13 protein-coding genes and 2 pseudogenes are annotated in these 11,730 nt (G+C 44.0%); 8 read left to right on the top strand and 7 right to left on the bottom strand.

All coding sequences use genetic code 11. The annotated features are described in order from the left end of the window. Positions 1-401 precede the first annotated feature (401 nt). Together FCL46_RS10620 and FCL46_RS10615 are read left to right on the top strand one after the other, a co-directional pair. Positions 402-923: a toll/interleukin-1 receptor domain-containing protein gene (locus FCL46_RS10620; protein WP_136806446.1), complete on the top strand. Its 522-nt coding sequence runs from the start codon at positions 402-404 to the stop codon at positions 921-923. Further along, positions 907-1,335: a hypothetical protein gene (locus FCL46_RS10615; protein WP_136806445.1), complete on the top strand. Its 429-nt coding sequence runs from the start codon at positions 907-909 to the stop codon at positions 1,333-1,335. Before FCL46_RS10620 ends, FCL46_RS10615 begins: the two co-directional genes overlap by 17 nt. Positions 1,336-1,526: 191 nt before the next feature. Here FCL46_RS10615 and FCL46_RS10610 read toward each other — a convergent pair whose 3' ends face one another. Further along, positions 1,527-2,255, bottom strand: a complete 729-nt coding sequence (locus FCL46_RS10610) for a class I SAM-dependent methyltransferase (RefSeq protein WP_136806444.1) — start codon at positions 2,253-2,255, stop codon at positions 1,527-1,529. Positions 2,256-2,642: 387 nt separating this feature from the next. Between FCL46_RS10610 and tsaA the strand changes: the two genes are divergently transcribed. Continuing rightward, entirely contained in the window at positions 2,643-3,041 is a 399-nt protein-coding gene (gene tsaA, locus FCL46_RS10605) for a tRNA (N6-threonylcarbamoyladenosine(37)-N6)-methyltransferase TrmO (protein ID WP_136806443.1), read from the top strand. A 146-nt stretch (positions 3,042-3,187) separates the two neighbouring features. Here tsaA and FCL46_RS10600 read toward each other — a convergent pair whose 3' ends face one another. The 3 genes from FCL46_RS10600 to FCL46_RS28205 all read right to left on the bottom strand — a co-directional run bounded on the left by FCL46_RS10600 (position 3,188) and on the right by FCL46_RS28205 (position 5,506). Continuing rightward, entirely contained in the window at positions 3,188-3,961 is a 774-nt protein-coding gene (locus FCL46_RS10600; protein ID WP_136806442.1) for an MBOAT family protein, read from the bottom strand. A 39-nt stretch (positions 3,962-4,000) separates the two neighbouring features. Then, complete coding sequence (locus FCL46_RS10595) at positions 4,001-5,164, bottom strand: metal-dependent hydrolase (RefSeq protein ID WP_136806441.1); 1,164 nt, start codon at positions 5,162-5,164, stop codon at positions 4,001-4,003. Between the two features lie 204 nt (positions 5,165-5,368). Next, a complete protein-coding gene (locus tag FCL46_RS28205; protein WP_228723377.1) occupies positions 5,369-5,506 on the bottom strand; it encodes a transposase in 138 nt (45 codons plus the stop codon). 721 nt (positions 5,507-6,227) lie between these two features. Here FCL46_RS28205 and FCL46_RS10585 point away from each other — a divergent pair. Continuing rightward, on the top strand, positions 6,228-6,782 hold the full coding sequence (locus FCL46_RS10585) for a CBS domain-containing protein (RefSeq protein ID WP_136806440.1): 555 nt from the start codon (positions 6,228-6,230) through the stop codon (positions 6,780-6,782). A gap of 353 nt (positions 6,783-7,135) precedes the next feature. On the opposite strand, the pseudogene FCL46_RS28815 reads toward FCL46_RS10585, so the two are convergent. Then, positions 7,136-7,515: pseudogene (locus FCL46_RS28815) on the bottom strand (ATP-binding cassette domain-containing protein); the annotation flags it as partial. A 170-nt stretch (positions 7,516-7,685) separates the two neighbouring features. Here FCL46_RS28815 and FCL46_RS10575 point away from each other — a divergent pair. After that, on the top strand, positions 7,686-8,021 hold the full coding sequence (locus FCL46_RS10575; protein ID WP_167505806.1) for a sensor histidine kinase: 336 nt from the start codon (positions 7,686-7,688) through the stop codon (positions 8,019-8,021). A 104-nt stretch (positions 8,022-8,125) separates the two neighbouring features. On the opposite strand, the gene FCL46_RS10570 is transcribed toward FCL46_RS10575, so the two are convergent. Together FCL46_RS10570 and FCL46_RS10565 are read right to left on the bottom strand one after the other, a co-directional pair. Then, on the bottom strand, positions 8,126-9,055 hold the full coding sequence (locus FCL46_RS10570) for a hypothetical protein (protein WP_136806438.1): 930 nt from the start codon (positions 9,053-9,055) through the stop codon (positions 8,126-8,128). Positions 9,056-9,532: 477 nt separating this feature from the next. Further along, positions 9,533-9,865 (bottom strand): nucleoside/nucleotide kinase family protein, encoded by a 333-nt coding sequence (locus tag FCL46_RS10565; RefSeq protein ID WP_267313780.1) that lies wholly within the window; start codon positions 9,863-9,865, stop codon positions 9,533-9,535. A gap of 321 nt (positions 9,866-10,186) precedes the next feature. On the opposite strand from FCL46_RS10565, the pseudogene FCL46_RS10560 reads away from it, so the two are divergent. The 3 genes and pseudogenes from FCL46_RS10560 (at position 10,187) to FCL46_RS10550 (ending at position 11,711) form a co-directional block, all read left to right on the top strand. Next, positions 10,187-11,138: pseudogene (locus tag FCL46_RS10560) on the top strand (IS1595 family transposase). Continuing rightward, a complete protein-coding gene (locus FCL46_RS10555) occupies positions 11,119-11,382 on the top strand; it encodes a DUF3450 domain-containing protein (RefSeq protein WP_167505782.1) in 264 nt (87 codons plus the stop codon). The pseudogene FCL46_RS10560 and the gene FCL46_RS10555 overlap by 20 nt, the downstream one beginning before the upstream one ends. Continuing rightward, positions 11,343-11,711 (top strand): IS3 family transposase, encoded by a 369-nt coding sequence (locus FCL46_RS10550; protein ID WP_136806436.1) that lies wholly within the window; start codon positions 11,343-11,345, stop codon positions 11,709-11,711. Before FCL46_RS10555 ends, FCL46_RS10550 begins: the two co-directional genes overlap by 40 nt. Positions 11,712-11,730: the final 19 nt, after the last annotated feature.

Genomic DNA, 11,730 nt, shown 5'->3' with positions numbered 1-11,730 from the left:
ATCATAAAAAATACATCTCACCGGAGACTCCTGTTTGCCCGCTATTTACCTCTAATCAGCAAAGGCATGTGCGTCCAAAAAGGTTTTGGTCGAGGCTCTGATAGTATGATAGAATTTTAAGTATACTCGATGCGAAGCGTGTTCATTCATAATTTATGTTCATTTTTCAGCAGGATGAACACCAGACGTTTGAATGGTATGTTATGGACGTGATACCTTTTACGCCGTCACCGATGAGGATATGTTAGAATTCTTGCACCGGTTGCAGGAGAATTCATACCGTCCCCCCCCGTCTTTTCGATGAACTGTACAACCGTAACCTCCTGCTGATAGGTTGCGGCTTTCCTGATTGGCTCGCACGCTTTTTCATTAGAATTCTCTCGCGTCAAAGGCTGCTGGAAATGGGAAATACAACTTGTTTTGTAGTTGACCGGGAGACAAAAAAAGATACCCGGTTAATGCTCTTTCTACGCGACTGGCACACGGAAATTTATCCGGATGGTGATCCCGCCGGATTTGTCAATGAGCTGAATCGACGTTGGTGCGAACGAAATCCGTCTCACTCATCTGAGCCTGCAGACACTCTTTCGTCGGAACTCAAGGCTCTTAAGACAATGTTGCCCGGTTCGATTTTTATCAGTTACAGCCGTGAGGATCTGGCTGAAGTGCAGATACTGCACGACACTCTGGAGCAGGCAGGACTCGATGTATGGTTCGATGTGAACCGACTCGGCAGTGGTGATGCCTGGGAGCGCAAGATCCAGGACAATATACGCAATTGCTCCCTGTTTCTGCCGATTATTTCGCGCAACGCTGTCGAGCGTATGGAAGGCTTTTACCGCCGTGAATGGCGCTGGGCCAAATGGCTATCACCGGGCCGAGCGAATAGCAGACAACACGCGCTATTTGGATGTACAGGATAATGAAATACCTTCATTTGGCCCGGAAGCATTTGTTTCGGTCATCTACATTGCAGAAATTCCCAGTATTGGGCAAATTCCCGCTGTGCTAAAGCCTGCCGCCAAGGTTGGCCTGCACGCTGGCGACATCCTCTGGCAGTATGGCAACTGGTCATTCTCTGAGGGTTTAGAAAAGGAACTTCTCAAGGGTACAGCACTCGATATAGCCACCAGGGCTATCCCCCAGGCGTTCATTGCCGAAATCAAACGGAGCAGCAAAGAATCAGTAAAAATGAACGTTATCCGCAATGGAGAGGCTATAGAAATAACCGTTCCGCCTCTACCCAATAAACTTCTGGGTATACACATGGAAAATAGGAGCATTCCGATTGCCACGTTTAACTTTTGGAAAACACTAACGCCTTCCGTTCGCTGATATGGCTAAGTGCCGGATGCATTGCTGGTGGCTATTAATTACTGTCGCGAACATCTTTTAAGCTTCTGTTGGCATTTTTAACCATCGTACTACCGTGGTTTTTCTTTTCGATGGTGAAGGGAGTTTTGAGTTATTGAGCGGGCATGTAGAGGAAGTCGACCTGTAATATGGCCGATTTTATGTGCCGTAATTCAATGTGAGTGGGAGTGAATTTTAGCAAGATATTCACCATCGGAGCCGGTAATGATCCGTTCACATTGAAAACCGTGAAGTTCTGCAATTGAACGGAGGGTCTCAAAATCGACATACAGCCAACTGAATTGCTCCGAAGAAATCTTTTTGTATTTCATTATAAAATCAGTTTCTCCAGGGTAAATTTCAGAAGGGTGGTAATCTTCCCCCGGAATACCATCAAGCACAAACGGGTCGGTTGAATCGACAAGAATCTGCCCACCTTTTGCCAGTAGTGTCGGGATGAATTGGAAAAAAAGGTGAAGACCGTCGATAGTACCGCAGATACCTATACCGTTCATTAACATAAGAACTGTGTTGTATTGACATGTTTTGAGTGAAAAAAGATTCTGATGCATGACATGCTGTATCTTGCGCTCACTTAAAACCTGCACGCAACCTGGAGAAATATCAAGAGCATGAACCTCTTTTCCCTGTTGCTGCAAAAATAGACTATGACACCCGCTACCTGCACCAACATCAAGGGTTTTACCTTTACATAATTCAAGAGCATGCTGTTCGAGTTGTTCCATTTCGGAATACTCTCTGAACATGGTTGCGCCAGTCATGGTAGTCATCTCGTAATTTTCGGCTTCTACTGTAATGGATACTTCTATATTGCCATGCATATAGTCAAGCAGCATGGCACCCAGTGGGTCTTTTGCTGCATCTGTTTTTTTTATGTTCATGAGTTGTTTGCCAGAGCGAGGTAGTGGTCCGGATATTTAAAAGATTTTTTGTTGTCAATCGTCATTTTTTCACGTTACCCTCAATGCCTCATAGTAATTCAATACCTTTTCTATAACATGGCAGAAAACAATGGAAACCACACTCAACTTACCATTGGATATGCATTTGCATCTTTGAGAGACAGCGATATTGCAATGAGTTGCTCCATTGTCAGCAAAATCATTTGCAGGTGGCGTCGTTATGCCGAATCTTATCTTGCCGGTAGGTTTACTTGAGAAGATGCTCCGGTATCATGATGACATTAGATGTGGTACTTGGCTAGAAATAATCCGCGAAAGCTACTCGACACATTCTGGAACAGTTCATTTTAAAGCGAGAATATATACATGGAATTACCGCAATTAACCATCATTGGAAATGTACGTGGAGACATTCTGGATCTTGAGGATGCACCTAAAAATTATTCAGAATCAGACAGAGTCGGCATTCTTGAACTTGTACCTGAATATGAGGAGGGGCTTGAAGGAATTACCGTCGGCCAATTAATTGTAGTACTGTTTTGGCTACATCTGGCCGACCGCACTATTTTGAAAGTGCACCCTCGAGGCGATTATTCGAAACCTCGCAGGGGCGTTTTTTCCACTCGCAGTCCTGTACGGCCAAATCCTATCGCGATTTCAGAGCTTAAGGTTTTGGCTATTGAGGGTCTCCGCATCAAGGTCTCCGGCCTTGATGTTCTGGACGGTACACCCATAGTTGATATCAAAAAGAAGATTGGTGTATAAAAGAACTTTTTTAGAGACTAGTGTCATGTCATGTGTCAGATGTCGTAATAATGTGAAGCTTTTTCTTCACGATTAAGCCACCGAATAGACAGAGGATGGCGGCTTCGAAAAAAAATTGGGAAAGTCATCGTTATTTCCATCTGCGCTCATCCGCCTAAGTGAAAAATAAGTAATGTGCCGTGATTCAGTACCAGAGGCACAGGCGCCAGCACTGCAAGCCAAAGCAGTGTCCTTTTGCCCAATGCATTGAGTTGCAGTCTGCTCTCAATGCGAATTGCCAGATACTGGATAAGGAAATAGCCGGTCATCAGGCCCCAGATATTTTTTCCATAGACGATCATAAACGGCAAACTCACCAGCAGTTCATGAACAAGACCTGAAACAAGAAATGTCGCAAAAATTGCAGTTTTCGGGCGGCGCCTAATTGGCATAAAGACCACTTGATGCAGCCAGTCGCCGAAAAGTCGGTTCCAGCGTCGCCCCCAGAAATCGGCGAGATGTGTTGCCTGCCAGGGACGGATGTTGATGGCTGGCAGCAATCGACCCGAGGAAAGCCACAACAGGCGACAAAGTCCGCCAAGTGCTTCTATTAGTAGCCAGAACGGTACGACAGCCAGATACGACTGCAACCACAAGGGGAAAGCGCGAATCATCGGGATGAGGAAAAGGTACACCGCAGTAATAGCTGGCAGCGGCCAGCACGAAACCATGAGCAACCGACGTTTTGATGCCCCCGCATCAAGTCTCTCCCACTTTTCCCAGCTCGGTAGAGATAGCCACGGTGCCAAGAAAAACGATCCTGAAACTATTTCAGCAGGTCGACGAATGCCCGCAAGCCACAGGCTGCTCATCTTGGCCAGCAGTGCCAATGGTATCAGCACGATCACGTACCAGCAGGTTATCTGCCATTCGCTGCTCATATGTGAGATACCTCCAAGACAAAATAAGAAAAATAATGTTCAGGAATTATTGGGGATCTGAAGGCTAATAGGAATTATATTTCTCAATCGTTTTACAGTGTGAGTTGTACTAACCGATGCTTCTTCCTCTAACTGTGCTGATGAAGCCAACTGGTCTCTGTTTATTGGCGTGAGCCATCCATCACCGCCTCTGATTCTTTGCGCCAGCAAATGGAGAATCTCCAGCGGTTCCTGAACATCTGGAACTACAGCCTTTAAGCTAACCTCGTCCTTCGGATCAAGGTTAAATTTCCAGGCAAAAGGCCAGTTCCAGTACAAATGCGACCCTTGCGTTGCGGCTGGTATCTCGGTGAACCGCAAATCAACAACTTTTGCAGAATGTTCGTCACTTTCTATTACACACCACCAACCTTTTGAGAACCACTCCACTACTTGAAAAGACCGGCCGCGTTTTACCGGTTCAATAACATTTGCCTGCTTGGGTAGATAATGAAATTGTATTTCTTTTTCGGGTTTATCAAACACAGACCAGTAGGCCATCACAAATCCATCAGGAGTTTCAGCCAGGTGTCGCCAAAGAAAGGTTGTAAATGGTGCAGCGGTGGTAATCTGTCTGGTAATCGCAACATCCAATGTCGCAATACTTTTATTAAATTTTGCATCGGCGACTGACTGAATAGAAAATGACCAGATCGTATAGAGGGAAGCAATTGCCAGGCCAGCGATATTGAGTCTTCTACCCCAATCAGATTTAAATACAATTGCCCCGGTAATCCCCAATAGCAGGGCCAAGGTAAACAAAGGATCTATAATGAAGAAATTACCGTAGCCAAAACCTGTGCGGGAGAAAGGGGCTAACAATTGAGTGCCATAAATCGTAAACAGATCTATGAGAATATGAGTGGCATATATAAGCAGTGCACCCAGAAAAGCTTTTTGTAGATGGAGTTTTTCTCTAAAGCAGTAGCGCCGAAGAAGCAGACCTGTTGCAAGTCCGCCAAGAAGCACAAAGAATATCGAGTGCGACTCACCGCGATGCCAATAGAGTCTCTGAACCTGATCAAGTAATGGATAGACAAGAATATCAAGATCTGGGATGGTGCCTAACACAGCCCCGGCTACAAGAGCCTTTGCCCCTATTTCCTTATTCCAGCAGAGATGCCCTACGGCAGCCCCAAGTGATGCCTGAGTGATCGAGTCCATGTGTATATTTCAAAAATAATTCGTTGTAGAAATTCCTCCAGATAGCAACAACTATAAGTTCGATTACCAAATAATCACCCCAAGGCCTTTTACCATCTTGCTTTTCTTTTTCCCTTTTGCTTCATCCCATCTCTGTGCATCATTGGTAATGCTTTTCTATTGCCAGATAAAAGGGGTAGCTTTCCATGATGCCCAAATGACCTGTTAGCTGATTGAGCCGATTACCCGTTCAACAAACGGGTTTTGCCAAGGACTGCGTGGTGCCCAGGTCACCTCTTTAATGCCCATATATTTCACTCGATTGCGAAAGAAAGCACCATACATAGAATCTCTATCTCGCATCAGATACCTCCCAAGGGAAGACTTCCACAATTTATTGGGCTGTCCACTCAGCCGTCGGATTTGTGGTTATACTGAAATGTACGACTTTGCGACGACTGGGGCTGAGAACCACCAGAACGAACAGAATGTTGAAGGCAGCTGTCGGAACGGTGAATAAATCAATCGAACACGTGTTCGCATGTTTTTTCAGGAAAGTCCGCCATGCCTGAGACGGCTCTGAATTCGGCGGACGCCGGGGCATCAGGTTCGACACTGTTCGTTCCGAAACCTCGAAACCCAGCCTGAGTAATTCACCATGAATCATGGGTGCACCCCAGCTTAGATTGGCTGCAGCCATCTTCCTGACAAGATCACGGATTTCACGACTGACTTGAGGCCTTCCTGGACCTTTGGATTTGCATTTCCAGAACAGCTTGAAACACTTGCGATGCCAAAGGAATAACCTATAAGACAATATAAAAACGATGCGTTCGATAGTCGCAATTGTCTCTCTTTGTATCTGGCCAACGTAACGCTATGTATCTTTTTTTTAATCAATTTTCAATTTCAGCCAACTTTCAGAACTTCATCCCATTTTCTTTTTTTTGGGTTTCTATCATTGCCTCAATGTTTATTTTTTATCTAAACAGCCAATGTGAAACGGCTCGATTGATCAGTTGTTTATGCAACACAGCGTAAAACGCAGTTTTTATCATATTACCGCAAGAATGGAGGTTTCTGAATGCAATCACTTAAAGTCAAGGACATTATGGTGCCTACTAGTGAATATACCACGATTTCCAAGGATGCCACGTTACACGAAGCCATTATAATTTTAGGGAATGCACAAGTTGAGTTCAACCAGGCAAAGAACAGACATCGGGCGATTCTTGTTCTGGACAGTGAGGGCCAGGTTGTCGGAAAACTCAGCCAGATTGACGTTATTCGTGGGTTGGAACCTGGGTATCGGGACGTCAAACCGCCCGCAGAATTAAAACATTGGGCACTGAGCAAAGAGACTATCGCCAACATGATGAAAGATATGCAGCTTTGGCAAAAACCTCTTGAAGACATCTGCAAAAAATCCGATCGTATTTACGTACGTGACCTTATGTATACACCTGCCGAAGGCGAGTATGTCAGCCAGGATGCGACTCTTGATGAAGCGGTTCATCAGCTTGTCATAGGCCATCATCAATCATTGTTGGTAGTTGAGGATAACAACGTGACAGGAATACTTCGATTGACGGACGTCTTCAGTTCACTTGTCCAGGTCGTTAAGCAATGTGAGATGTAGGTGAGATAATAAAGAGAGACCATTTTTCAAACAAGAGCGATAAGATGGGTCGCTTAGACCCATCTTATCGCCCCTGAGCACGATCAAAGATAACATCTTCTTATTCTACATGATTGTCCTGGCAGAAGCGCAAGCCACATTCAATGATTAGCCCCATCTCAAAATTGCGGTGACCTATTCCAGATGAGGCCTATAAAATCAAGCAGTGCTCGATATTAACCTGAGGACGCTTTCTTCAATTTTTCCAAGCCAAGAGTAGATGAAGGTTTATATGAGATACGTTCTGATCTGTAGTCATATCCGGTAGGCTACACTAAATTTCGTTGGATCGTATAATCCCAGTTCTATGAAGTAACCAGAGCACGGGCAATCGCCACCTGTTGTTGCAGTCCGCCGGAGAGTTGGTTCGGTTCATGGTTTAGGCGATTTTCCAACCCGACATGTCTCAAGGCCTCTATGGAACGTTTATGAGGGGTGGCAATCCTGCGATTTCTGTCATACGACAGGGGTAGTTCAACATTTTCCAGCGCTGTGGTCCGGTGCAGAAGATTGAAGCCTTGAAAAACAAAGCCCAGTTTCGTATTACGTAGATCAGTGCCGTCCTATTCAAATCCTCAAATGCAACGCCTTCAAGAGTGTAATTGCCGCTGGTCGGAGTATCAAGACAACCCAGAATATTCATCAGGGTTGATTTCCCGCTTCCGGAACTTCACATACTGGCGATGAATTCACCACTGTATCTTGCTCGTGTTGATGCGGGAAAATAAATGAAGTTTGAAAAAATTATCCTGACCACTTTTGTGAGAAATCTGTGCGACGATGTTAGCGTCGTCTGTCAGTCCAAGAGCCTTACACTCCAAGAGCCTTACACTCCAACAGAATCAATTTGACGAAGCCTGGGTCATGGGCGACAGAAGAAATCTTCGGAACCTGTTCCATAATATTCTTAAAAATGCGATGAGATATACCCCTGCGAGAGGAATTATAACAGTCACGCTACGTAATGTAGATGATCAGGTTGTAGTTTCAATCAAGGATACGGGGATAGGCATTTCTGCTGCTGAGCAGTTGTTGATCTTTGAACGGTTTTATAGGGTTAATAAGGCTCGGTCGCGCAACGAAGGAGGGGGCGGTCCGGGCCTTTCTATCTGTCGTCATATTGTCAACGAGCATGGAGGCAGCATCAAAGTGAAAAGTATGCTGAATAATGGCAGTACGTTTAGAATCACACATCCTTGATGTTCTTCCAATTACACCTATATTTACGCACGAATCTGGGCGGTATCCTGAATAGAAAAACATGAAACAAGGGGAGCCTCATGTCACACAAATTGACATGAAGGTTATTTGATAGTGATTGGGGATAACCTGATAGTGTTTGCAAGTAAAACAGAGTTCTTCTGGCTGTTATTAACTACCATTGGCCCTTCATCACTGAGCAGCGAAGCACGTTCCGGGTCCTTTAAGATGTCATAGACCGAACAGAGTTTACCATTGACTATAACTTTATCACTGACCAGGCGGATACCATGACTGTAATCCGCATATCCTGCGCCATGAACAGTGCTGAGTGGCTGGATGGGTTTGCCATCAGGTTTATGCCAACCATAAATAGCTATTCTACCAGGCTTACGTAGCAGCTTATTGGTTATAACTACATCTTTTTTATGGCCTGAGACAAGCTCTCCTGATCTGATACCTAATGAAAGTTGCTGATCCTGGATCTTTTCATTATGTCGCTGATAGTAATCAGTAGATCGCATCTCCGCGCCAGGACGCATAGTTTGGGGTGTAAGATGATTTTCTGACTGATCATAAATGGCATCTACCATTTTGCGAGTGGGGAGTATAAATCCAAAGCGGGTAGCCACTAAACTGGCCGTATGAAAATCCATCGGGGTGCGGATAAAATCATCTTTAGAGCCAATGGCAAGATAGTCAGGGGTAACAAATATTGTGGCAGATACCAGCCGTCCATTGCTATCTGTTTTTTGCAAATTGACGGGCTTAAGTTCTCTCAGAAAAGCAGGAATATTCCCTTCAAGCAATTGTTCCCCAATTATCTTCTCGCGTTGCTGCTCATTAATTCCTGATGTCAGGTCGACAAACTGCGATCCTGTTAAGGTGTGGGAAGATCGTTGAGGAATTCGCTTAGTCAGGTCGGCCAACAGAGTTTTCGGTACGGTAGCACTTACCAGGGCAGCTTGAAATGATAGTGTCACAGCCATCATAACTGTGATTGCCCATCGAGTGGTTGATAACGATCTGATCAATAGATTTCTCCTGGAAAAAAACAAACACGTATTAAAATAAAGCGCAAAACGACACAAAAGATACTTACAAGTGACATGTTCTGTCAATATGTAAAATCCATAGAGGCCCTGATAATGCTTGATTATTTACATCTGAAGATGTTGTGTTGAAGATGCAACTCGTACTATCTTGGATAGTTAAACTGCAATACTATAAATGATGACATGACTAGGTATTTTCTTATCACACCATGTTCCTAAAGATCTTTTCTTACAAAAAGATCGTATTTTTCTTATGCAGTGAAATGGGATTGCAGGAAAGGTCGATAAAGTTATGTGACTAATTCTACGTCGCATAATCTGTAATAATTCAAAAAAATGAGCAAGTTAAATGATACACGACAAGCTTAATCATTTTGTTCTTAAATAGCCAATCGAGAGTGGGACTACGAGAAAAGGCCAGATGCTATACGTATCAGGCCTTTTCTTTACCAAACTTCAGCTATCAATTATAGCTGAGCCCATCGAGAAATCGTTGGCCAGTACCGATTCGATTTTGGAAATAAACAGGTTAATTGCCACAGAGTTCTTTCCTCCGTGCGGGATGATAATGTCGGCATAACGTTTGCTGGTTTCGACAAAAAGGTCATGCATTGGTTTTACTGACCGCAGATACTGGTCGACTACGGATTCACGGGTTCGACCCCGCTCTTTGATGTCTCTCTCCATTCTGCGAATAAATCTATGATCGGAGTCAGCATCAACGTAAATCTTGAGATCCATCAAGTCGCGTAATTTTTCATCTCTGAAAATTAATATTCCGTCAACAATGATGATTTTCTCCGGTTTAATCAGACGAGTTTCTTTTTTGCGAAGGTGATTGCTGAAAGAAGAGGTCCCTATTTTTCAGACCACAAGTTAAGTTTAGATTTCGGCAGCTCCTTAATCATGTTAAATTAAGGGGTTATGAAAAAACAGAGACGAAAGCAAACTGCAGAATTTAAGACGAGAATGGCATTTAAAGCAATTCAAAGGTTTAAAAAACAATCTGATTACCACTAAAGCTCAGCATGACGATTTTTCATAGAGGGTAGTCACTATATGATTACCCACCCATGTCATACTTACCTAAACTCAACAAGGAGGTATGTCATGACAAGCAGAAGCGACATTCACTTTCAACGAGGTGTCAGTTTGTTTGATTTTCAATTACAGTTTGGTTCAGAAAATCAATGCCGAAAACATTTGTTTCAACTCAAGTGGCCCAAAGGGTACAGTTGCCCTAAATGTGATAACCGACAATACTATTTTACACAATCTCGTAACCTGTACCAGTGCCGTAATTGCCGCCATCAAGCTTCTCTTTTAGCTGGTACTATATTTTCATCGACCAAACTCCCTCTAACAACATGGTTTCTTGCTATTTATCTGGTAAGTCAATCGAAAGAAGGCTGTTCCGCCCTGAAGTTACGTAGATTTCTCGGTATTTCTCAGACCGCTTCGATGCGACTAAAACATAAACTTCAGATGGTAATGAAACTGGCAGATGACAAAAGACCACTCCGAGGATTTGTGCAAATTGATGATGTCTATTGGGGAGGCAAACGCCCAGGTGGCAAACGAGGGCGTGGGGCAGAAGGAAAAACTCCCTTTGTTGCAGCTCTCCAACGAGATCCTAAAGGCCATCCAACTTTTATAAGATTCAGTCGTGTTGAAAGTTTCAGCTCCTCAGAAATGCTACGGTGGGGTCAAAAGCATCTGAAACCCAGCACTATAGTTGTTTCCGATGGTCTTGCTTGTTTCAAAAGCTTTCAGGATATCGGGCACTTTCATTACTCCGTCATCACCAGTGGTCGATACAATTCGCCTGATTTCATGGTATTTGACTGGCTTAATACCATTATAGGTAACATGAAAAACAAGATCAAAGGAACCTATCATGGCATAGAACAATAGGCACTTACCCCGCTATTTGGGGGAATTCTGTTTTCGTTTCAATAGACGTTTCAAACTCAAGCGCTTATTGGAGTCACTTATTTACTACTCGTCAAAAATTGGTCCAATCCCAGAGCGTCAACTTAGGCTTGCTGAGGATTGGTGGTAATCAGAAAAAACAAAGTGAAATTGCCAGGGAATTTGATATCCATCCGATTACGGTCGGTAAATGGAAGACAGAATTGCTCGAGCGAATGCCAGGAATATTTGAAAACAAATCTACCAAGAAAAAAGACACTTCCGACCAGGAAAAACAAGGATTGGAGCGTAAAGTCGGGCAACTGACAATGGAGGTAGAGTTTCTCGAAAAAAAGTGCAATCAGTTGGAGATACCCTTCAAAGGGCGAGCCTGATAGAGTGGGATTCTCAACTGAGTATTAGACGTCAATGCGAGTTGCTGCAGATTCATCGATCAACAGTGTATTATCAGCTCGCCGAAGAAAGCTCAGAGAATCAAAAGCTGATGCAACTTATTGATGAGCAGCACCTTGAAGACCCCTCTGCCGGAACCCGTCGAATGAGCAAATATGTACGGCGCAAAACCGGCATAAAAATAGGTCGAAAACGCGTTCGTCGGGTAATGCGCTTAAAGGGAATTGAAGCTATTTATCCACAAAAACGAACGACGATACCTGGTGGACCCTCAGGTATTTACCCATATCGTCTGAGGGTTAGGCTATAGATAGAGCCAATCAGGTATG

The organism is Desulfosediminicola flagellatus, assembly GCF_005116655.2.
Classification (GTDB): Bacteria; Desulfobacterota; Desulfobulbia; order Desulfobulbales; family Desulfocapsaceae; genus Desulfopila; species Desulfopila flagellata.
This window is presented reverse-complemented; position numbering and strand designations above follow the sequence as displayed.